This is a genomic window from Caballeronia sordidicola, assembly GCF_002220365.1.
Classification (GTDB): Bacteria; Pseudomonadota; Gammaproteobacteria; order Burkholderiales; family Burkholderiaceae; genus Caballeronia; species Caballeronia sordidicola_C.
In genome coordinates this window covers 1-20878 of the sequence record NZ_MTHB01000088.1, presented here as the reverse complement: position 1 = coordinate 20878, position 20878 = coordinate 1, and the positions used below count along the sequence as shown (strand labels likewise).

Below are 20878 nucleotides of genomic sequence, written 5' to 3'. Positions count from 1 at the left end.
CCAGCCTCAAGCCGTTCCAGCGCGGCACATAGCCATGGCGCCCGGCCTGCTCGAGCAGCCAGTCATTGAGCGCCGGAATGGCGGTCGTGGAGAGTTTGGCCCGCGCTTGCGCGAACGCTTGGCCGGATACCTGGCGGAGCAATTGTGCCTGTTGCTGCAGATGGGCGAAGAACTCGTCCAGTTCGGTCTGGACGCTCTTGCGCATGCCGGTGAGCATCAATGCAATCAGTGCCGGCAAGGGCAATTTGCGACGACGTTGGAACGCCGTGGGATGCTCGGGATCGCAGGCAAGCTGACGAAACTGCTCAGTCTGAATATGGGCGGCGAGGTCGGCAAGCAGAGTGGAAAGAGGCATGGGGCCAACGAAGATCAAAAAGATCCTCATTGGCCGCAGCCCTGCTGGCGTCTAAAAAGACGCCAGCAGGGCTGCGGCCGCGCGAAGTTGGCTTCATGTCAAGTGCTTTTTTAACTTGATTGAGTTCCGGCGCGGCAGACGCGCTTAACTTGGGTGGATTGACTCGGACACCCCCATGCCCATCTCTCGATTCGTCCCGTTCACATCGACTCGTTCCAGTACCCGCGTCTGCTTTGCCCCGGGTACCGCATAGGCGGCCACGGAAGATTGCATTGCAATCAAGGTGCCCAAAATCGCGGGGATGGAGAGACGTGATTTCACCATTCTTCCTTCGGTTGAAAATCGAACTGACAACCCGTGTTTTACTTCAGGTAATCCAGGATTTTTCGATGCACCAACGTGTGGTTTGAGCAGGTTGATGGATGAAAACATCCGGCGTCGCGGAGAATATCGCCCCTTTGCGAGCTGCCTACAAGCGAGCATAATTTCTGTTTGGGTAAAGAAAAACTTATGTCATGGCCTCCATCCGCCCTCATCTCCCGTTGAACGCCCTGCGCGCGTTCGAATCCTCGGCACGACACCTTAGCTTCACGCGTGCGGCGCTCGAACTGAACGTGACGCAGGCTGCCGTCAGCCAGCAGGTTCGCATGCTCGAGGAACGGCTTGGAACCACGCTATTCAAACGGTTGCCGCGCGGACTTGGCATGACCGACGAAAGCCGCGCGCTTCTTCCTGTATTGACCGATGCATTCGGACGCATCGAAGGCGTGCTCAAGCAATTCGAGGGCGGGCATTTCCACGAAGTGCTGACCATTGGCGTTGTGGGGACTTTCGCGGTTGGTTGGTTACTGCCACGGCTCAAATCGTTTCGCGAGACGCACCCCTTTGTAGAGTTGCGACTGCTGACCCATAACAATCTGGTCGACCTCGCGGCAGAGGGGCTGGATTTTGCAATTCGCTTTGGTGACGGCGCCTGGCCTGCGACGCACAATGTCATCTTGCTCGATGCGCCACTGACCGTGCTTTGCGCACCGGACATTGCGAGAAGGCTTGCCACGCCGTTTGATCTTGCGAAGGAGACATTGCTTCGTTCGTATCGTACCGACGAATGGACCGGCTGGTTCAACGCCGCTGGACTCGATCCATGGCCGATCAATGGTCCGGTTTTTGACTCGTCACGCTTAATGGTGGAAGCCGCCGTACAAGGCGCGGGAATCGCCTTGGCTCCGCCTGTCATGTTTGCCCGGGAACTGCAGGCGGAACTGCTCTTTCGCCCTTTCGATATGGAAGTCAGAACGGGGAGCTACTGGCTAACGTGGTTGAAATCGAGGCGCATGTCGCCCGCCACAGAATTGTTCCGTCACTGGATTCTCGCGGCAGCGGCCGATGCAATGGCAACCCGCGGCAACGACCGATCAAACTAGAATTGCTCCACTCGGGAGTCCAAAAAAAAACCGGTTCTTGACGTTACTCAAGGCACTCAAGTGAACGCAATTAAAGCAACGCAATTAAAGCAACGCACCCATGCCGGGCGATTTGAGCAGCCACCCGGACGCGGGCCTTCCCCGAGGAACCCTCCATGTTTTTGCCACAGGAAATTGTTCGTAAAAAGCGCGACGGACAAGCGCTCTCGAAGGTGGACATCGTCAGTTTCGTTCGTGGCATCGGCGAAGGCAGCGTAACCGAGGGACAAATCGCTGCCTTCGCGATGGCCGTGTATTTCAACGACATGCGTGTCGACGAACGCGTGGCGCTCACGCTCGCGCAACGCGACTCGGGCCAAGTGTTGCAATGGCGTTCGTTCGATCTGCCGGGTCCGGTTCTCGACAAGCATTCAACGGGTGGGGTCGGCGACCTGACGTCGCTGCTGCTCGGTCCGATGGTCGCGGCCTGCGGCGGATTCGTGCCGATGATCTCCGGGCGCGGCCTCGGCCACACCGGCGGCACACTCGACAAGCTCGCCTCGATCCCCGGATACAACATCGCGCCCGACACCGTCACATTCCAGCGCATCGTGCGTGACACTGGCGTCGCGATCATCGGGCAAACGGCGCAACTCGCGCCTGCAGACCAGCGAATCTACGCCATCCGCGACATTACCGCGACGGTGGAATCGGTCGCGCTGATCACCGCGTCGATCCTTTCGAAGAAGCTCGCGGCGGGCCTCGAAGGACTGACGATGGACATCAAGGTGGGTTCGGGTGCGTTCATGCCGACGTGCGAGAAGTCGGTCGAACTAGCGAGGAGTATCGTCGATGTGGGTAACCGTGCCGGGTTGAAGACCACCGCCGTGCTGACCGACATGAACCAGCCGTTGGCGCCCTGCGCGGGCAACGCGCTGGAGATTCGCTGCGCCATCGACTACCTGACGGGGCGCGTCCGGCCGGTTCGGCTACATGACGTTACCTTCGCGTTGGCGGCACAGATGCTCGTGCTCGGCGGTCTCGTCCAAGACCTGGCTCAAGCTCACGTAAAGCTGAATGCGGTACTCGATTCAGGCGCCGCTGCCGAACGTTTCGCACGGATGGTCAGCGCATTAGGTGGCCCCGGCGATCTGCTCGAGGCGTCGGAGCGTCATCTGGGCCATGCGCCGGTTGTCTTGCCGGTTGCCGCGCCGCATGCGGGTTTCGTTGCGCGCATCGATTGCCGGGCACTTGGTCTGGCAGTCGTCGGCTTGGGCGGCGGCCGGCGCCGGTCCGAGGACAAGATCGACTATCAGGTTGGCTTGACTGAGCTCGTTGAACTTGGGCAGCGCGTGGATGCTGGCCAACCACTCGCCGTCGTGCACGCCCGCGACCGGCAGGCTGCACAAAGCGCCGCGAGTGAAATTCAAGCCGCGTATTCGTTCGCGGCAGGCGGCTTGCCGGTGCCGCCGAGCGTGGTTTGCCTCGTAGATTGAGATGCTCAAAACAGCGTCAAGCACAGCGTCAACTACCCGCGTCCGTGGCACTCAAACCAGACAAATCGTACGATTGCAAACGAGCTCTCAGTCGTCTGTACGCCTTCAAAGCATACTGAGCGCGGTAACGAGCACGGCTCGCTTGAACTTGGCCGGATCTTTTGGGAGCGAAGAAAATATCGACAGGACGTGACTGTAAGCCACTGTTTTGCTGACCGCATTGGTCAGCATGGCGAACAACACCTCCGGGTCATTGGGCGCCAGTTCGTCTGACCGGATTGCATCGACGAGAAGTGGGACAAACACGTCGTGATAAGGACGCAGAAGGCGCGCCGTCAGTAAATCCAGCCGCTCGCCCTGCTCGGTTGCCGTTGTCGAGAAAAACATCCCGATATCTGGATCGCTGAATACCTTGTCGATAAAAATAACGAGCGCGCGCTCTACTCTCTGACGACGCGTCAAATCGGCGGTACGCAGCTTTCCCGTTGCATCGATCATGGGTGCGGCGTGTTGCGCGATCTGCTCGACCACCGCGATCCACAACGCTTCTTTCGAACCGAAATGATGCGAGATGAGCGCCGGATCCACCCCTGAGTCCCGCGCAATCTCCCGCACGCTGGTCGCTTCGAATCCGCGCTTGGCGAACGCCTGCCGCGCGCTTTTTAAAAGCGAGTCAGAGCCGGCTATCGCGCTGCAAGCGGGCCGTCCGCGCGAGCGTTTCTCCTTGGCGGCTTGCGCCGGACGTGCGGTTGAAACTGTCATGGTTCGATCCGAATTTCAATGCTGTAAGGCGAGTCCGAAGTTTAACCGACGCAAAGCGCCCTGCCCTGTGTCAGTCCGCACGGCGTTTGACATAGACCGTCCGAATGCCCTACTATCGCATTAATTCATCACGCGTTGAATATTTTCATGAATCAGGTCGGTGCAATCGTGATCGTCGGTGGCGGCAGTGCTGGCCGTTTGTTGGCAACGAAGCTCGACGCCCGGCTCGGAACAACGGACACCACACGCGAGCTGCAGCAACCGCAAAATGCCCGCTATCACGGCTTAAGCTATTATCAGCCGTCATGTGCGGGCTGGAGCGCCGCCTACGATGAGAGCAGCCAATAGCAGCGAATGGATCTAAGGACTCCCAACTGCAAAAAAGTTTTTCGGTCAATTTGGCATTTGTAACACTGCCTCTGTCACAAAATTTGATAGTCGTACTAATGATTCTTGTGCAACCAAAAACGCATGACGTGGTCGCCTTGCCGTGTCGTTAAGTCGGCTGCCCGGAATCTCTTGTAAAGGAAAGGTGAAATGCTCGAGAAACACACTAGTGCATGGTCCCAAACCGTAGCGTTACTCGATAACGCAAGCGCCCAGCAAGTAGTCGACGAAGCAACACGGATTGCCCGGCGGCGTCCGGCAAAGACCATCTGGAACGATCACGCCGCATTGATGGTCAGCGTGATCGAGTGCCCCACTCCGCGAACGGCCACGGTCTCATGGTGCGATCCGCTCTCGGGCTACTATGGCCATCAGACGTGGCGAGTAGCATTGGCCAAACAATACGGCGAGTGCGTGCTGAGCGGCAAACGCATTAAACCGGGTGACTTCATCTATCGGCCGGTGACTTGCCAACCGCCGCCTGGCAACGCAGGGGCGATGATCATAGCGACCGAGCTCGTGCCGTGTGTCACGCCGAGTCAGTCGTAGCAACGCACTGCCAACGAGCCCCGTTCAAGGGTTCTCGCATCGAAAACTTGAGGCATTGTTGACGTTGCCCTTGCCCATATACTTCGGGAAGCCGGGATACCGGCACAGCGGCCGGGTCCGACCGTTGGTCGCGCTCGCTATGTCCGTCCCAACGAGCGTCTCCGGCGCGATGTTCGCCGTGACCCACCGGTCGAGCGCGCCCAGTTCATCCCACGCCGGAATGAACACGCCGTTGCCATGCTGGAATCCCGGCACCATGTAAAGCCGCATGAATGAATCGACAATACTCTGCCCGTACTTCTCGACCAGCGAATGATAAAACGCGATGGTCTGATTCGGGCTGATGACTTCATCGGCGAGACCGTGCATGGTGATCAGCTTGCCGCCATGGGCGATGAATTCCGATAGGTCGGTATTCATCGCCCCGACCGTCGTCGACAAATCGATCAGACGGGACTTGTAGATTCCCGGATGCCCGACATCGAAACCGAGGGTGTTGAAGCGCAGGTCATGCGTGACGAAGTACTTCATGTAACTGTCACCTTGCGTGAACAGATAACCGTCGGCATCGAAACGCAAGGGCTGTGTGAGCACCGTTGAATTCCCGAGCCCCAGTCCGCTGGAAAAATCCACGCCCTGGAACACGTTGTAGCCGTAGTACTTCGTGACCCCGTAGGCAAGTTCATACGGCAGCGTAAAACCATCGCGCAGAACTTCCAGCGTCGCAAGCTGCGCCTGCGACAAACAACTGTCCCGTAACGTTGGCCGCTGCCCGCTCGCACATTGCAGTTGAGCGATGATCTGCGGTTCGTGCTCACGGCACGCCTCCACATTCGAGACAATGCCGTCGACCACGCCATCCAGCCCATCGCACTCCTGGAGCACGGTCTCGACCACGCGTTTTTGCTGGGCCGGTCCGACGGCACCACCTGGCGTCCCATAAGCCGCCTGCCCTACTTTCACGCCCATCAATCGTACGCCCGAAAAGTTGATGGCCGGTGCGTTGGCGATCACGCCGTCGTAGTCGTCGGGATATCGCTCGATCACCGTGAATGCTTCGCGGCCGCCGGTCGAGCCGCCGGCGAAATAGGTTTGCTCGGGTTTGCGCCCATAACCCATGATGATCAGCGCGAGCGCTACGTCATGGGTTTTCTTGAGATGACCGTAGCCGAAGTTGATCACCGCTTCGTCGTTCATCGCAAAATCGGCGCGCCCGGAATTGCCTACATGGCCGGAATCGGAGCCGAAAGTCGCGTAGCCGTTGGACAGCGGCGACGCGTAGGGCGCGAAAGCCGTTGGCTCGGTGCCGCTCACGATCACGCCGTTGTAGCCGCCCCCGCCCATCTGCAATGCGCGGCCGTTCCAGCGCGCGGGCAAATTGACCTCGAAGCGGATGTCCGGCGTGGTGTCCAGTTGCGCCTTGATGACGCCGACCAGACGGCAGTACTCCCCATTGCGGTTTTTGGGCGCGGCGGCCGCTACGACCGACGCGCCCAGGATGGTTGCGCCGCGAGTGGGCAAGCCGATTACCGATGCCGGCACCGACTGGCCTTCCAGTTCGGCGCAATGCTTGACCACGTAAGACGCGGCGCTCGCGTGCGTGCTGCACGCGAATAGGGCAGTGAATAGCAACAGCGTACGCAGGAGAGGGGTTGTAGCTTGGGGCATCGCCTAATGGGTGAATTGCTGCGGTGCCTGACTGCAATCAGTTGCTGTGCCAGGGTTGAAGCGGAAAGCCGACAGCGTTTTTCGCCGGACAATATATAAGAATCGTCTTATTGGCAGAAATCCGATTGCCTGAATGCGTTGCGTTTGCACAACCGGCATGCGCGGCCCGCATCGCATCAATTGCAATGCAATTGTTCCGATGAATACCGCCGCACCCGCGTCATCCCTGGGTGCACGCGTCATGCCTGGACCGCCAGTCAACCAGGGCTCATTCGCCCGCCCATTCGCCTCGGAGATCGCTGTTTTGCAAAATCTCCAGCAGCGTCTCTGCTGGGCGGCTCAAATGCTTCGCCCCCAAGGCGATGAACTCGACCTTCGGCAATTCAGGCAGCGCCGCGCGATTCACCGGCGGCGAAAGTCCCCTGCCCGCGAGGAAATGGGATCGCACGGTGAGCCCCAGCCCACCTCGCGCAGCAGCGATGCACCCCGCATATGAACTGCTCGTGCAGACCACCTGCCAGCGCGCGCCGACCGCGGCCAGCGAGTCGAGCACCACGGCGCGTGTCACGCTCGGCTCGGCGACGAGGATCAACGGCAGCGGCTGATCCAGGTCCACTTCGGTGCCCGTCAGCCCAAGCCATTCGAGCTGTCCAGAAAACAGCGGAATGCCGCGGGGGTCCCCAATACGCCGTTTGCCGATCAGCAAATCGATCGACCCAGCGTCCAGGTGCTCGTAAAGCCGCCCCGTCATGCCGATGGTAATCTCCAGTTCAACATCCGGATGTGTCCTCCGGAATGCCGCGAGCACGCTGGGCAAGGGGCCGAGCGCGACGTCGTCGGAGGAACCGAGGCGCACGCGGCCCCTGAGACGCGGTGAGCGGAACTGCAACTCGGCGTGGGTCATCGCTTCCAGGATCATGCGAGCGTGCACGAGCATGGCCTCACCGTCTGCGGTGAGCGCGAGTGAATGGGTATCACGCACGAGCAGCCGGCGGCCGACGTGTTCCTCCAGCCGCCGGATGTGCTCACTCACGCTGGATTGCGTGAGCCGGAGCTGGCGGCCGGCATCGGTGAAACTGTGCGACGCGGCCACCGTCGCAAACGTGTTCAGCCAGACTGGATTGAGCATGATCCATTGTGATCGGATTTGTCGATGACAGTCAATGCGGCAAGCGGGGTTCCCGATTGCCAATTGGAGTCTTAAAATCGTCACATCACGTTAAATCCCGCGCGACATTGTTCCTGCTGCAATCGATGACTTCAAAAAACTCACACACGGCGCTTTTGTGGATCGTGGCCGTCGGCTTTTTCATGCAAGCCCTCGACACGACGATCGTCAACACGGCCCTGCCCTCCATTGCGCGCAGCCTGCACGCGCAACCGCTCGCGATGCAGCCTATCGTCGTCGCCTACACGCTGACCATGGCGCTCCTCACGCCCGCGTCCGGCTGGCTCGCCGACCGCTTCGGCACCCGCCGCGTCTACTTCGTCGCCATCCTGTTGTTCGTCATCGGCTCGCTGTGCTGCGCAAACGCGCAATCGTTGAATCAACTGATCGTGGCGCGCGTGATCCAGGGGATCGGCGGCTCCATGCTGCTGCCCATCGGCCGGCTGGCTGTGCTGCGCAGCGTGACGGGCGAGGCGTATGTCTCCGCGCTGGCGGTCATTTCAATTGCCGGCCAGGTCGGCCCGATCCTCGGACCGACGCTCGGCGGCTGGTTCGTCGAATCGTTTACGTGGCACTGGATTTTCCTGATCAACGTGCCTATTGGCGCAGTGGGTTTGTTCGCCGTGCATCGTTTTCTTCCCAACGATGCCATTACAGAGGCGGCCCCCTTTGACTTTATCGGCTGCGCGTTGCTGTCACTCTGCATGGTCGCGTTTTCAATGGCGCTCGACAGCCCCGCGCATACGCACAAACTGCTGGTGTCGGGCGCACTGTTCGTGCTCTCCGCTGTCGCTGCACTCGCTTACATTCCGTATGCCAAGCGCCGGCGCAATCCGCTTTTCAAGCTGTCCTTGTTCAGCGAGCCGAACTTCAGCGTGGGCTTGATCGGCAACCTGCTGTGCCGGATTGGATCGAGCGCGGTGCCGTTTCTCCTGCCGCTGCTGATGCAATTGCAACTCGGTTATACGCCGCTGCACTCCGGCTTGATGATGTTGCCCGCCGCGTTCGCCGGCACCGTTGCAAAGGGCTGGATCTCGCCGCTCGTGAAGCGCTATGGCTACGACAACTTCCTGCTGTGGAACACCATTCTCGTCGGCGCGTCGATAGTCGGCTTCGCCTCGTTCTCGGTGAGCACGCCGCTCGCGATCGAGATCGCGATTCTCGCCGTGTTCGGAGCATGCAATTCCATGCAGTTCGCCGCGATGAACAGCGTCACGCTGAAGGGTCTGTCTATCAAGGATGCGGGCAGCGGCAACAGCCTCTTTTCGATGGTGCAGATGCTGGCGATTGGCCTGGGCGTCTCGATTGGCGGCGGCCTGGTGTCGGTGTTCTCGGCGAACCTCGGCTCGGCGGCGCTCGCGTTCCGGATCGCGTTCGTATGCGTGGGACTGGTAACGCTGGCATCGGCCATAGTGTTCCGTTTCCTCGATGCCGTGCCCCCGCGCCCGGCGCCGCAGGCTGCAACCTCGTAGGAGCGCGCATGCAGGCTCGCGCGTGAACGTTTAAGCTGGCTGGACATTCAACACGCAACACGCCCAAGGAGTTTGCCATGCAGTTCCGTAAATTTGGCCGTACCGGCCTGAATGTTTCGCGTTTGTGCCTCGGCACGATGACCTTTGGTTTGCAGACTGAAGAGGATGTATCGCGCAGCATCATGGATCGTGCGGCTGAAGCCGGTGTCAATTTCATCGATACCGCCGACGTCTATCCGCTCGGCAGCACGGAAGACGTGGCCGGGCGCACGGAGGAGATCGTCGGGCGCTGGTTGAAGGACACACCCTCACGCCGCAGCCAGTTCATCCTGGCGACCAAAGCGGTCGGCAAGATGGGACCGTCGGCGTGGGATCAGGGCGCATCGCGCAAGCATCTGCTCGACGCTATTGAGGCATCGCTCAAACGTCTCAATACCGACTACGTCGACCTGTACCAACTGCATTCCGACGATCTAAACACGCCGCTCGACGAAACCCTGGAAGCACTCGATACGATCGTGCGCCACGGCAAGGCGCGCTATGTGGGGGTATCGAATTTCCTGGCATACCGGCTTGCCACTGCGCTGGGCCGCTCTGATTTCTTGCGCGTTGCGCGCTTCGTCTCCGTCCAGCCGCGTTATAACCTGCTATTCAGGCAGATCGAGCGCGAGCTGTTGCCGCTCGCGACAGACGAGCATCTTGCCGTGATCCCGTATAACCCGCTCGCGGGTGGCTTGCTGACGGGAAAACATAAACACGATGCGACGCCGTCGGAGGGCCGGTTCACTGCAACTGTCGGCAAGGCGGGAGCGATGTATCACAAGCGCTACTGGCATGAGCGCGAGTTCGAAACCATCGAAAAGCTGAAGCAGATCGCGAGCGCTACCGGTGAGTCGTTGACGAAGACATCGGTGGCGTGGGTGCTGGCGAATCCGGTGATTACGTCGGCCATTATTGGGGCGAGCCGGCCCGACCAACTCACGGATACGCTGGCTGCAGTGGATCTTGCACTGAATGACGAGCTCAAGGCGCAGCTGGACGACGCCACGGTGCAATACCGCTGGGGCGATGCTGCCCGGTAAGTCGCAATTGTGCATCAGTCGTTTGGGCCTTCGCCGCGAGTGCCTGGGTTCGAACGACTTTCCTTCCTAATACCGGGTGATGTCCCGCGTCTCCAGCACACGCGAGGCGGCACGTTCCTTAGCCACGGCGATCATCGCCCGACCCAGCTGGCTGGTCGTCGTAATCGCGTTCGGGAACGCGCGCCGCATTACGGGAAACAAGGGCCGCAGCACCGAGATCGCCACCTGATACACAGCCGTCTTCGAGCGAATGCCGTCCATCGGCTGGATCATTCCGGGACGATACATATAGGCGGCCTTGAACGGCATGCGCAGCAACGCGTTTTCGGTGCGGCCTTTTACGCGCGCCCACATGCTGCGTCCGCGCTCGGTCGTATCGGTTCCCGCTCCAGTCACGTACGAGAAGGTCATGCCCGGATTAAGACGCGATAAAGTCCGGCCGACCGCGAACGTCAAATCGTAAGTGAGGTGCGTGTAGTCGGCCTCGCTCATCCTGAACGACGATACGCCCAGGCAGAAAAAGCATGCGTCGAGACCGGTGAGTTCGGCCTCGATCGACGAGAGATCGAAGAGATCCTGATGGACGATCTCGGCAAGCTTCGGATTCTGCTGCCCCGTCGCATTGCGCCCCACCGTGACCACTCGTTCGATATCCTGATCAAGCAGGCATTCGCGCAACACACCCTGCCCGACCATTCCCGTCGCGCCAAAAATAAGCACTTTCATGATTTTCCCGGCCAGGATGCGCCTGTCAGTTTCACCGATACATCCCACAGTTTAGCGGCAACCGCCGGGTCCATTGCCTGCGGATAGATGCGTGCCTCGGTGGGCGCACCCATCATCTCCTGGAAGCCCTTCGGACCGTAATAAGCTGACGGCCGTGCATCGGGCGACGTGGCCGCCAACAGCGTGGGCAACGCGCCTTCAGCGGCGCTATGACTTAGAAACGGCATCATCGCGCGGCTGATCAGCGACAACACGCCCGAATTACCTGGCCCGTTCGCGATGAGATCGGTCCGCGCAAAACCCGGATGCGCGGCATTGCTCATGAGACGCCAGCCGTTTGCGTCGCTGCGGCGTTGCAGTTCGAGCGCGAACATCAGCATCGCGAGTTTCGACTGTTCGTACGCCGGCCACGCTTTATAAGCACGCTCGCCTTGCAGGTTATCGAAGGCAATCTTGCCCCGCCGATGCGCAATGCTGCTCAGGTTCACCACGCGCGGCGCCGCGCTCTTTTCCAGCAACGGCAGCAGTTGTGCAGTCAGCGCGAAGTGACCGAGATAGTTAGTGCCGAATTGGCGCTCGAAACCATCGGCGGTCGTTTCACGCTTGGGCAACATCATCACGCCGGCATTGTTCACGAGCAGATCGATCGCCTCGCCTTCTTCAAGAAGCCGTTGTGTCGCACTCGAGATCGATGCGAGGCTCGCGAGGTCAATGGGTTCAAACCGGATCCGGGCATTGGGCACTTCGCGGCGAATGCGTTCGAGCGCGGTTCGCCCTTTCGCATCGCTTCGCCCGGTGAGAATGACTTCTGCGCCTGCCCGGGCCAGTTCGAGCGATGTTTCGTAACCCAATCCGCCAGTCGCGCCGGTCACCAACGCGCGTTTGCCCGATTGCGGGGGAATGTCGGCCGTGGTCCACGTGCTCATGTGCAATCCTCCAGAATATTCTTGCGTGAGTAATCAGTCATTAAAACGTTGGATAAAGCCAGCAACAAAACGTGCCCGCTTGATCCATCGGTCATTCAACTATCCGCATTGCGGGCGATGCCGTTCCAGAACACCTTGAATCCAGTCTCACGATACTGACCAGCCTCTTGCGGGTACGCGCTCATGAAGGCCATCGTGGTTTCGGCCATCGACTTCATGCTTGCAGCAATGAATGCGACTGGATAAGCATGCAGGACGCTGCTGTCGATGTTGTGTTGCGCAAGCGCCTCGATCTCGGCAAACGGCTCGTAACCGACCGCCTTTGATTCTTCGCTGACCATGTCCGCCACCGACAACTGGTCGAGCACATTCAGCCGCTGCGGATTCGCGACACCCCAATCGACAAACGCATTCCACAGGTGTTCAAGCCGGTCGCGCAGGGGCCCCGTGCGGGGGAAGCGGGTCATCAAGGCATCGGCCAGATCGAGCTTGATGGACCGGTATAGCGCATTCACCAGTTCATCCTTCGTGCGGAAGTAAGTGAACAGCGTCCCTTCCGCGACACCCGCCTGCTTCGATATAGCCGATGTTGGCGCAGCCGCGAGCCCGCGTTTGGCAAAAACCTGTTCTGCGGCGAGCAATAGAGCGTTGTGTTTGTCGTCGCTTTTGGGTCGAGCCATCGTGCGTGATCGAATCGATATGCGAATCGATGTAATTAATGAGTGAATACTCAATTATAACGATTTTTGAGATATCGGCAAGACAGCGAAGGAAGACTTGGCCTTGGTGCTAAAAAAACCTTACAAAGTCTGCCGGATAGGACCAAAACTTGCCCGTGCTAGCATCCGGCAATTGCATGGGTGAGGATGAACGGGGGTTGAATCTCGCCCTTATTGCCTCGCCTCCGCCTCATTCCAGGGATCTCATGAATAACCGCTCGGTTCACCAGAACTTCTTCCATCTCTTGCTGTTTGTTGTCACGGTTGCGCTCTGCTGGATCTTGCTGCCGTTCTTTGGCGCGATCTTCTGGGGCACGATCCTCGCGATCCTGTTCCAGCCGTTGCAGCGTTATCTTGCGGCTAAATTCGGCAAACGGCGCAATCTGGCGGCGTTCGCCACGCTGGGCTTGACGATCGTAATCGTGATCCTGCCGCTTAGCTTCGTCGCGGCCACGCTCGTCCAGGAAATCGGTCTCGCGTATGCCCAGGTCAAGGCGGGCCAGCCCAATTTCACGACCTACTTCCAGCAAGCCATTCACGCGCTGCCGAACTCGGTGCAGACACTGCTCGGCCGCTTTGGACTGACCGATATCCCGAGCATTCAGCAACGGCTGACCAGTGGCGCCGCCGCGATAAGCCAATTCGTGGCCTCGCAAGCGTTGAGCATTGGACAGAACACCTTCCAGTTCGTGATCAGCTTCGGCGTGATGCTGTATCTCGTGTTTTTCCTGCTGCGCGACGGCGGTGAAATTGGACGGCGCATTCGCCGCGCCCTGCCCCTCGACGACGAACCCAAGCAGCATCTGATCGCCAAGTTCACGACCGTCGTGCGGGCAACGGTGAAGGGCAACATCGCGGTCGCAGCCGTCCAGGGGTTCCTCGGCGGCATGATCTTCATGTTCCTGGGTATCCAGGGTTCGCTGCTGTGGGGCGTGCTAATGGCGTTCCTGTCGCTGCTGCCGGCCATTGGCGCCGCGTTGGTCTGGGCGCCGGCAGCCGCCTATTTCCTGCTCACCGGCGATGTCTGGCGCGGCGTGATACTGATTTTGTTCTGCGTGGTGGTGATCGGCCTCGTGGACAACGTGCTGCGTCCTATCCTGGTTGGCAAAGATACGAAAATGCCTGATTGGGTAGTGCTGATTTCCACGCTGGGCGGAATGGGATTGTTCGGGATCAACGGCTTCGTGATTGGACCGCTGATCGCCGCGCTGTTCATGGCGAGCTGGGATCTGTTCACGCAAGACGAGGAAGCCCGGAAGATCGATAAGGTCTAGGGTCTCGGTCAAGCTCAATGAGACCCCGCAGAAAAACCGGCTCGCTGATTAACTCAGCGAGCCGGTTTTTGCCTTTGTTTTTTGCTTTTGATTACGCTCAATAGAATAATGGCGATTAACTCAGCGTTTCTCTGTCCCGGCGTATTTACAATCGAAGCGCTTTCTCACCGTTCCATTTTCGTCGACGCTTTCAAGATACACGTCGAATTGCCACAGGCGCGCCATGTGCTTGAGGACCTCTTCGCTGTCGTTGGTCAGGTGACGGTTATCGGTCATGAAATGGCGCAACGTCAGGCTGCGATCGCCACGGGTATTCACTGAATACACCTGGATATTCGGCTCACGATGATGCATGTCGTACTGCCGCGACAACGCCTGGCGAACATACCGGTATCCGCTTTCGTCGTGGATAGCGGACACTTCCAGCGAGTCGCGCATATCGTCGTCGAGAATGGAAAACAGGCGCATTTCTCGAATCAGATGCGGCGACAAATACTGCGCAATAAAACTCTCGTCCTTGAAATTGCGCATGGCGTAATGCAGCGCTTCAAGCCAGTCGCTGCCGGCAAGCTCCGGAAACCATTCGCGATCCTCGTCCGTCGGGTGTTCACAGATGCGGCGAATATCGCTCATCATGGAAAAACCCAGCGCGTACGGGTTGATGCCGCTGTAATACTGCTTGGTCACGGGCGGTTGATACACCACATTACTGTGTGAGTGCAGGAACTCCATCATGAAACCGTCTTCCAGACGGCCTTCCGAATAAAGCGTATTGAGCAGCGTGTAATGCCAGAACGTGGCCCACCCTTCGTTCATGACCTGCGTTTGCCGCTGCGGATAAAAATACTGGCCGACCTTGCGGACAATGCGAATAACTTCGCGTTCCCACGGCTCAAGCAGAGGCGCATTTTTCTCCGCAAAATACAGCAGGTTTTCCTGAGGTTCCGGGGGGTAACGGCTTTCAATTTCCTCGGTGGTGGTCGCCTTTTTATTCGGCAGCGTGCGCCAGAGTTCATTCACTTGCGACTGCAAATACGCTTCGCGTTCGCGCCGCGCGGCCACTTCCTTGGCAAGCGACAGCTTCTGGGGACGCTTATACCGGTCCACGCCATAGTTCATCAGCGCGTGACATGAGTCGAGCAGTTCCTCCACCCGGTCAATGCCATGCCGCTCCTCGCATTCAGCGATGTAATTCTTCGCATAAACCAGGTAATCGACAATGGCGTGCGCATCCGTCCACAGCCTGAACAGGTAATTGCCCTTGAAAAACGAGTTATGTCCGTACGCCGCGTGCGCGATGACGAGCGCTTGCATCGTCATCGTGTTTTCTTCCATCAGGTACGCAATGCACGGATTCGAGTTGATGACGATCTCGTAGGCCAAGCCCATTTGCCCGCGCCGATAACTCTTCTCGGTCGACAGGAAGTGCTTGCCGAACGACCAGTGCCGATAGTTCACCGGCATGCCGACGGACGCGTACGCGTCCATCATCTGCTCGGCGCTGATGAGTTCGAGCTGGATCGGGTACACGTCGAGCCCGTAACGCTGTGCGACCCGTGCAATCTCGGTGTCGTATTCCTCGATCAGCTCGAAGGTCCAGTCCGATGGACACGGCAACGGCCTTTTTTCCGCCACGTTCATGGTGTCTCCTTCCGACGCCGCGTTTTTTCGAGGCTTCCTGGCCTTTTGTGGCGCGCTGTCTTGTGCTTTCAGTTCTTCGCCAGGTTTGAGGTGATACCCACGTGCTTCGTTGTCCAAATGCCGTGTTGTCATGCAGCCGCCTGTTGTTTCTCAAACAATTCGCGAAAGACAGGATAAATATCTGCCGCAGATTCGACTTTCTTCATCGCGAGTTCAGGCGCGCTTTGTGCCAGATGAGCATATTCCACCCAAAGATTCTGCTCTTCCGGCGCTACCTGAATATAAGCGAAATAGCGCACCTTCTGCAAAATGTCCTCGGCGAGGAGCTTCCTGCACTTGGGTGAATCGTCAGTCCAGTTGTCGCCGTCGGACGCTTGCGCGCCGTAGATATTCCATTCGGTTGGCGAATACCGCTCGTCCATGATCTTCTTCATCAACTCGAGCGCGCTGGATACGACCGTACCGCCGCTTTCGGTTGAATGGAAGAAGGTTTCTTCGTCCACTTCTTCGGCGCGCGTGTGATGCCGGATGAAGACGACTTCGATCTTTTCGTAATTCCGGTTCAGGAACAGGTACAAAAGAATGAAGAACCGCTTCGACAGATCCTTGCGCTGCTCGTCCATGGAACCGGAAACGTCCATCAGACAAAACATGACGGCCTTGCTTGATGGCGTAGGCTGTCTCGTCCGGTTGACGTAGCGCAAGTCGAATGGGTCGATGAAAGGAATTCGTGTGATGCGCCCTTTCATGATCACGATATCGGCTTCCAGCCGTGCAATTTCCTCGGGGTCGCCTTTCTCATCCAGGAGCACTTCCAGCTGACGCTCCAGTTCGTGCAACTGACGCGATAACGGCGACCCTAGCGCGATCCGCCGCCCAAGCGCGCTGCGCAGCGAACGGACGACATCAATATTGTTAGGCGTTCCTTCAGCCGAAAATCCTGCCCGAACATTCTTCCACGTGGGCACGGCGGCTAATTGAGTCTTGACGAGACGCGGAAGCTCGAGGTCGTCGAAGAAATACTGCATGAATTCTTCGCGCGACAACTCGAACACGAAGTCGTCCTGCCCTTCGCCTTCGTTACTCGCCGTCTTGCCGCCGCCACCACCGCCGCCACCCGGGCGCGCGATCTTGTCGCCACGAATGTATTCGGCGTTACCCGGATGCACGAGCTCACGCTTTCCGCCAGGGCCATGCCGAAACGACGGTTCGGCGATGTCCTTCTTCGGAATCGTGATGCTTTGCGTACTCTGGATGTCCTTGATGCTGCGATCCCGAACGGCGTCCGACACCGCGCGGCGGATATAGTTTTTGACACGACGCAAAAAGCGTTCGCGGTTGGCAATGCTCTTGTTCTTACCGGCTAACCTGCGGTCGATGATTTGATGCAGCACATCCAGTCTCCCGCGTAATTGGCGAGGAAGCGAAGCGCTCATGGCCTTGAACCGCGCGCTGCGGCGCCGGCCGTAAAGCACTCGCCAAGGTGCTCGCGGTGCGCCGGTTTGAGCCGGCGTCGCGCGAACGTATGACTATAAAACTAGCAACACAACACTGATTCAATCACGTTTTGCCTGGTTTCGCTGAGAACTCATTTCTCTCCCGTTAAAAACACGACGAAAACATCTTCATCAGGGCGGCGCATCGGCACTAGCATCAGGATGACTTCCGGACGCGCAGATACCAGTCGCAGAGCAGCCGCACTTGCTTCGGCGTATAACCCTTTGCGACCATGCGGTTGACGAAATCTTCATGCTTGCGCTGTTCTTCCGCCGATCCTTTAGCGTTGAACGAGATCACTGGCAGAAGCTCTTCAGTGTTCGAGAACATCTTCTTCTCGATCACCACACGCAACTTCTCGTAGCTGATCCACGCCGGATTCTTGCCGCCATTCGCCGCCCGAGCGCGCAGAACGAAGTTCACGATCTCGTTGCGGAAGTCCTTCGGGTTGCTGATGCCAGCCGGTTTCTCGATCTTCTCCAGTTCCGCATTCAGCGAAGCGCGATCGAAACTTTCGCCGGTATCGTGATCGCGGAATTCCTGGTCCTGGATCCAGAAATCGGCATACGTGACGTAGCGGTCGAAGATGTTCTGTCCGTACTCCGAATACGACTCCAGGTACGCGGTCTGAATCTCCTTGCCAATGAACTCGGCGTACCGCGACGCCAGGACGTCCTTGATGAACGACAGGTATTTCTGTTCGGTTTCCGGCGGGAATTGCTCGCGTTCGATCTGCTGCTCCAGCACGTACATCAGGTGCACCGGATTCGCCGCGACTTCTGCGGAATCGAAGTTGAATACCCGTGACAAGATCTTGAATGCGAATCGGGTTGATACGCCGTTCATGCCTTCATCGACGCCCGCAAAATCGCGGTACTCCTGGAACGATTTTGCTTTCGGATCCGTGTCCTTGAGGTTGTCGCCGTCATAGACCTGCATCTTCGAAAAGAGGCTGGAATTTTCCGGCTCATGCAGGCGCGTGAGCACCGCCATCTGCGCCATCATCTTCAACGTGCCCGGCGCGCAAACAGCGTTCGTCAACGAAGAATTACGCAGCAGCTTCTCGTAGATCTTCATCTCTTCGCTGTAGCGCAGGCAGTACGGCACCTTGACCACGAAGATACGATCGAGCAGTGCTTCGTTGTTCTTGTTATTGCGGAAAGTCTTCCATTCCGACTCGTTCGAGTGAGCCAGGACCACGCCGTCGAACGGGATTGCACCGAAGCCTTCCGTGCCCTTGAAGTTGCCTTCCTGGGTAGCGGTAAGCAGCGGGTGCAGCACCTTGATCGGCGCCTTGAACATTTCGACGAACTCAAGCAAGCCCTGATTCGCGAGACACAAACCGCCGGAGTAGCTGTAGGCGTCCGCGTCGTCTTGCGAAAATGTTTCGAGCTTGCGGATGTCTACCTTGCCGACGAGTGACGAGATGTCCTGATTGTTCTCATCGCCCGGTTCGGTCTTGGCTATACCGATCTGGCGCAGGATGGAGGGATAGCGGCGAACGATGCGGAACTTGCGGATGTCGCCATTGAATTCGTGAAGGCGCTTTACTGCCCACGGACTCAGAATGTTCTTGAGATAACGGCGGGGGATGCCGTATTGCTCTTCGAGGATCGGGCCGTCTTCGTCGTAATCGAACAGCCCAAGAGGCGATTCATTGACGGGCGAACCCTTGATTGCATAGAACGGAACACGCTCGGCGAGTTGCTTCAGACGTTCGGCAATAGATGACTTGCCGCCGCCCACCGGCCCCAGCAAATACAGAATCTGTTTCTTCTCTTCAAGACCCTGAGCAGCATGCCTGAAGTACGACACCACTTGCTCGATCACTTCCTCCATTCCGTAGAACTCACGGAACGCCGGATACACCTTGATGACCTTGTTTGCAAACACACGCGATAAGCGCGGGTCGGTGCGTGTGTCGACGGACTCCGGTTCCCCGATTGCCGACAACATCCGTTCGCCCGCTGTTGCATACGTTGCAGGATCGTCTTTGCAGAGCGCGAGATACTCTTCGAGCGAGAATTCCTCCTCGCGGGTTTTTTCGAAGCGGGTCGCGAAACTGCTGTAGATATCCATGCTACCTCCTCGCCGAAGTCAGAAAGCAATGTGTGCGCGGCGCGCCTAATCAGAACAACATCGCTTCAGTTCATCCTAAACCTATTCGAATTTTTTTTCATGCAAATGCGTTGTTGATTTGCTTCGAAGTATTCCTAGCTTGGTGGAATATTTTCGTTCACCTACAATCATCATCCCGACTCGCGAAACGTTTTCCGCATTGGCTGCATAGCCTTGCTGTACAAGCCCCGGACCCATGCGGCATGCTGGCAGCCCAACACGCTGACTGCTGCTGCCGGCGGTTCAGCGTTGCCCTCAGTTATGCATTGAGCGTTTATGCCGCTGATATGCCGCACGTATGCCGCCCCTATGCCGAGTTGTCCCAGTGTTGTCCCCCGCTCATCCACAAGCTCATCCACAACTTATCCACCGGTTATCCCATATACGCATCGTCGCACCGGAACGATGCAACGCCCGGTGCGTTTTTTCGACATCGGCTCTCCAATGTCATTTGATTGCAGGCTCTCAAATGCTACGTGCCTCTCTTACTAAACGATGGGCACCCGCATCCGTTGACCGCTTATACCCCGCGCATACTCAGCTTATGCCCCCGATATACCCGCTCAGCAGGCAGGGATTTAAACGCAAAAAAGGCACTCGAATGAGTGCCTTTTTTTGATGTAACACGCTCGCATGAATGTTTTCCGCGCGCTGTCACGGTGCGTTGAAATGCCGCAAAAATGTCATTCCAGCGTCAGTTCGATGTCACCAATCCGGTCCACCCGACCGCTTATGACGCTTGGGCCCTCTACCCGCCGCGCGCCGGTATAGGAGCCGGTGGTGATGGTCCAGAACGGCTGGACCGTGTGTCCGTGAGTGCTGCAATAGTTGACGAACCACACCAGCAGTTCTCGGGGATCGCCGGCCGGATTGCCGGTGCTCGCCGGCACGATCGAGACGCCGTCGACGGACAGTTCGAGCAGCGGTGAAAGAAAATCGAAGTTAGGGGCGATCACGTCATACGGCTCCATCTTGCCGACGACCAGTGCCCCGTTGTTCTGCGAATCGGCAAGTTGTGCCAGCGTTGCCAGGTTTGGCCATTGCGCGAAGCGGCTGTCGACCACTTCCAGCGCCACGGCCATGCTGCCCAGCGCCGCGAATACTTCGCTGCGGCTGTAAGGTTCGTCACGGGGCGGCAAGGCGTACGAAAAACGGAACGCGATCTCCAGTTCAATCAGCGCACGAAAAAACGAAGCGTGCGCAATACGCGCCGGCGATGTGTGCACGAGTTCCGCGTCAATGGGCGCCGTGTTCGCCAGCGCGCCGGGTGCACGGGCGCCGACCTTCCACGCGCCAATCCGCGCGCCGGAAAGGGTCAGAACTTCGTGCTGGATGGCGTAAGCCGCTTCGGCGTCGGCAGGGATATCGGCTGACTCAAGGTCTTCTATCTGCGTGCGTTGGCGGCGGGCCTGAACGAGTTGCGCGGCAAGGGTGGATCCGGTCATGGCAAGCGTCCTGTGGTGGTGATCGAAACGCGTTCTAATCCCGTGAAGGATGAACGAAGTGCGCTCAGTGTACGGGGAAGTCGGCCTGGACACGCGAGTTCGGGGATGGACAATAGGGCTTGCGGGATGACGATTGCTTGACGCGTGCGCTGTCGCGCGGAGGGTCCTTCTGTTTGCGGAAGGTTGTATT

General features: G+C 58.4%; 18 protein-coding genes and 1 pseudogene. 7 read left to right on the top strand and 12 right to left on the bottom strand.

Annotation, left to right across the window (positions count from 1 at the left end; genetic code table 11):
* Together BSU04_RS47585 and BSU04_RS45380 are read right to left on the bottom strand one after the other, a co-directional pair.
* A pseudogene (locus tag BSU04_RS47585) lies at nt 1-355 on the bottom strand (IS4 family transposase); the annotation flags it as partial.
* A 144-nt stretch (nt 356-499) separates the two neighbouring features.
* The gene (locus BSU04_RS45380; RefSeq protein ID WP_144021231.1) at nt 500-787 is read right to left on the bottom strand and encodes a hypothetical protein; all 288 of its coding nucleotides are present in this window, start codon (nt 785-787) and stop codon (nt 500-502) included.
* Between the two features lie 83 nt (nt 788-870).
* Between BSU04_RS45380 and BSU04_RS13700 the strand changes: the two genes are divergently transcribed.
* Both BSU04_RS13700 and deoA read left to right on the top strand, forming a co-directional pair.
* Nucleotides 871-1779, top strand: a complete 909-nt coding sequence (locus BSU04_RS13700) for a LysR family transcriptional regulator (RefSeq protein ID WP_089161105.1) — start codon at nt 871-873, stop codon at nt 1777-1779.
* A gap of 155 nt (nt 1780-1934) precedes the next feature.
* Entirely contained in the window at nt 1935-3254 is a 1320-nt protein-coding gene (gene deoA, locus BSU04_RS13695; RefSeq protein WP_089161104.1) for a thymidine phosphorylase, read from the top strand.
* A gap of 105 nt (nt 3255-3359) precedes the next feature.
* Here the strand turns inward: deoA and BSU04_RS13690 are convergent, their stop codons facing one another.
* Nucleotides 3360-4016 carry a TetR/AcrR family transcriptional regulator gene (locus BSU04_RS13690; RefSeq protein WP_089161103.1) on the bottom strand — a complete coding sequence of 219 codons (657 nt, stop codon included), beginning with the start codon at nt 4014-4016 and terminating at the stop codon, nt 3360-3362.
* A gap of 147 nt (nt 4017-4163) precedes the next feature.
* On the opposite strand from BSU04_RS13690, the gene BSU04_RS13685 reads away from it, so the two are divergent.
* Together BSU04_RS13685 and BSU04_RS13680 are read left to right on the top strand one after the other, a co-directional pair.
* Entirely contained in the window at nt 4164-4364 is a 201-nt protein-coding gene (locus BSU04_RS13685; RefSeq protein ID WP_089161102.1) for a hypothetical protein, read from the top strand.
* A gap of 189 nt (nt 4365-4553) precedes the next feature.
* The gene (locus BSU04_RS13680) at nt 4554-4952 is read left to right on the top strand and encodes a DUF3331 domain-containing protein (protein ID WP_089161101.1); all 399 of its coding nucleotides are present in this window, start codon (nt 4554-4556) and stop codon (nt 4950-4952) included.
* A gap of 24 nt (nt 4953-4976) precedes the next feature.
* On the opposite strand, the gene BSU04_RS13675 is transcribed toward BSU04_RS13680, so the two are convergent.
* Nucleotides 4977-6620 (bottom strand): tannase/feruloyl esterase family alpha/beta hydrolase, encoded by a 1644-nt coding sequence (locus BSU04_RS13675; RefSeq protein WP_089161100.1) that lies wholly within the window; start codon nt 6618-6620, stop codon nt 4977-4979.
* Between the two features lie 268 nt (nt 6621-6888).
* Nucleotides 6889-7749: a LysR family transcriptional regulator gene (locus tag BSU04_RS13670; protein WP_089161099.1), complete on the bottom strand. Its 861-nt coding sequence runs from the start codon at nt 7747-7749 to the stop codon at nt 6889-6891.
* 125 nt (nt 7750-7874) lie between these two features.
* On the opposite strand from BSU04_RS13670, the gene BSU04_RS13665 reads away from it, so the two are divergent.
* Both BSU04_RS13665 and BSU04_RS13660 read left to right on the top strand, forming a co-directional pair.
* A complete protein-coding gene (locus tag BSU04_RS13665; protein ID WP_089161107.1) occupies nt 7875-9260 on the top strand; it encodes a DHA2 family efflux MFS transporter permease subunit in 1386 nt (461 codons plus the stop codon).
* 77 nt (nt 9261-9337) lie between these two features.
* Nucleotides 9338-10342 (top strand): aldo/keto reductase, encoded by a 1005-nt coding sequence (locus BSU04_RS13660; protein ID WP_089161098.1) that lies wholly within the window; start codon nt 9338-9340, stop codon nt 10340-10342.
* A 66-nt stretch (nt 10343-10408) separates the two neighbouring features.
* Here BSU04_RS13660 and BSU04_RS13655 read toward each other — a convergent pair whose 3' ends face one another.
* From BSU04_RS13655 to BSU04_RS13645, 3 genes are all read right to left on the bottom strand, one after another.
* Nucleotides 10409-11068 carry an NAD-dependent epimerase/dehydratase family protein gene (locus BSU04_RS13655; RefSeq protein ID WP_089161097.1) on the bottom strand — a complete coding sequence of 220 codons (660 nt, stop codon included), beginning with the start codon at nt 11066-11068 and terminating at the stop codon, nt 10409-10411.
* Nucleotides 11065-11994, bottom strand: a complete 930-nt coding sequence (locus BSU04_RS13650; RefSeq protein WP_089161096.1) for an SDR family oxidoreductase — start codon at nt 11992-11994, stop codon at nt 11065-11067. The genes BSU04_RS13655 and BSU04_RS13650 overlap by 4 nt, the downstream gene beginning before the upstream one ends.
* Before the next feature lie 95 nt (nt 11995-12089).
* The gene (locus tag BSU04_RS13645; RefSeq protein WP_089161095.1) at nt 12090-12674 is read right to left on the bottom strand and encodes a TetR/AcrR family transcriptional regulator; all 585 of its coding nucleotides are present in this window, start codon (nt 12672-12674) and stop codon (nt 12090-12092) included.
* 245 nt (nt 12675-12919) lie between these two features.
* On the opposite strand from BSU04_RS13645, the gene BSU04_RS13640 reads away from it, so the two are divergent.
* Entirely contained in the window at nt 12920-13987 is a 1068-nt protein-coding gene (locus tag BSU04_RS13640) for an AI-2E family transporter (protein ID WP_089161094.1), read from the top strand.
* Nucleotides 13988-14107: 120 nt separating this feature from the next.
* Here BSU04_RS13640 and BSU04_RS13635 read toward each other — a convergent pair whose 3' ends face one another.
* The 4 genes from BSU04_RS13635 to BSU04_RS13620 form a co-directional block, all read right to left on the bottom strand.
* A complete protein-coding gene (locus BSU04_RS13635; protein ID WP_373452831.1) occupies nt 14108-15628 on the bottom strand; it encodes a SpoVR family protein in 1521 nt (506 codons plus the stop codon).
* 128 nt (nt 15629-15756) lie between these two features.
* Nucleotides 15757-17022: a YeaH/YhbH family protein gene (locus BSU04_RS13630; protein WP_089161092.1), complete on the bottom strand. Its 1266-nt coding sequence runs from the start codon at nt 17020-17022 to the stop codon at nt 15757-15759.
* Between the two features lie 259 nt (nt 17023-17281).
* The gene (locus BSU04_RS13625; RefSeq protein WP_089161091.1) at nt 17282-19204 is read right to left on the bottom strand and encodes a PrkA family serine protein kinase; all 1923 of its coding nucleotides are present in this window, start codon (nt 19202-19204) and stop codon (nt 17282-17284) included.
* 722 nt (nt 19205-19926) lie between these two features.
* A complete protein-coding gene (locus BSU04_RS13620) occupies nt 19927-20688 on the bottom strand; it encodes a 2-keto-4-pentenoate hydratase (protein ID WP_089161090.1) in 762 nt (253 codons plus the stop codon).
* Between the last annotated feature and the right edge of the window lie 190 nt (nt 20689-20878).

Coding starts and splice junctions, on each gene's coding strand:
- BSU04_RS45380 (WP_144021231.1), bottom strand. CDS start 787: ATGTTTTCATCCATCAACCTGCTCAAACCACACGTTGGTGCATCGAAA.
- BSU04_RS13700 (WP_089161105.1), top strand. CDS start 871: ATGGCCTCCATCCGCCCTCATCTCCCGTTGAACGCCCTGCGCGCGTTC.
- deoA (WP_089161104.1), top strand. CDS start 1,935: ATGTTTTTGCCACAGGAAATTGTTCGTAAAAAGCGCGACGGACAAGCG.
- BSU04_RS13690 (WP_089161103.1), bottom strand. CDS start 4,016: ATGACAGTTTCAACCGCACGTCCGGCGCAAGCCGCCAAGGAGAAACGC.
- BSU04_RS13685 (WP_089161102.1), top strand. CDS start 4,164: ATGAATCAGGTCGGTGCAATCGTGATCGTCGGTGGCGGCAGTGCTGGC.
- BSU04_RS13680 (WP_089161101.1), top strand. CDS start 4,554: ATGCTCGAGAAACACACTAGTGCATGGTCCCAAACCGTAGCGTTACTC.
- BSU04_RS13675 (WP_089161100.1), bottom strand. CDS start 6,620: ATGCCCCAAGCTACAACCCCTCTCCTGCGTACGCTGTTGCTATTCACT.
- BSU04_RS13670 (WP_089161099.1), bottom strand. CDS start 7,749: ATGCTCAATCCAGTCTGGCTGAACACGTTTGCGACGGTGGCCGCGTCG.
- BSU04_RS13665 (WP_089161107.1), top strand. CDS start 7,875: ATGACTTCAAAAAACTCACACACGGCGCTTTTGTGGATCGTGGCCGTC.
- BSU04_RS13660 (WP_089161098.1), top strand. CDS start 9,338: ATGCAGTTCCGTAAATTTGGCCGTACCGGCCTGAATGTTTCGCGTTTG.
- BSU04_RS13655 (WP_089161097.1), bottom strand. CDS start 11,068: ATGAAAGTGCTTATTTTTGGCGCGACGGGAATGGTCGGGCAGGGTGTG.
- BSU04_RS13650 (WP_089161096.1), bottom strand. CDS start 11,994: ATGAGCACGTGGACCACGGCCGACATTCCCCCGCAATCGGGCAAACGC.
- BSU04_RS13645 (WP_089161095.1), bottom strand. CDS start 12,674: ATGGCTCGACCCAAAAGCGACGACAAACACAACGCTCTATTGCTCGCC.
- BSU04_RS13640 (WP_089161094.1), top strand. CDS start 12,920: ATGAATAACCGCTCGGTTCACCAGAACTTCTTCCATCTCTTGCTGTTT.
- BSU04_RS13635 (WP_373452831.1), bottom strand. CDS start 15,628: ATGAACGTGGCGGAAAAAAGGCCGTTGCCGTGTCCATCGGACTGGACC.
- BSU04_RS13625 (WP_089161091.1), bottom strand. CDS start 19,204: ATGGATATCTACAGCAGTTTCGCGACCCGCTTCGAAAAAACCCGCGAG.
- BSU04_RS13620 (WP_089161090.1), bottom strand. CDS start 20,688: ATGACCGGATCCACCCTTGCCGCGCAACTCGTTCAGGCCCGCCGCCAA.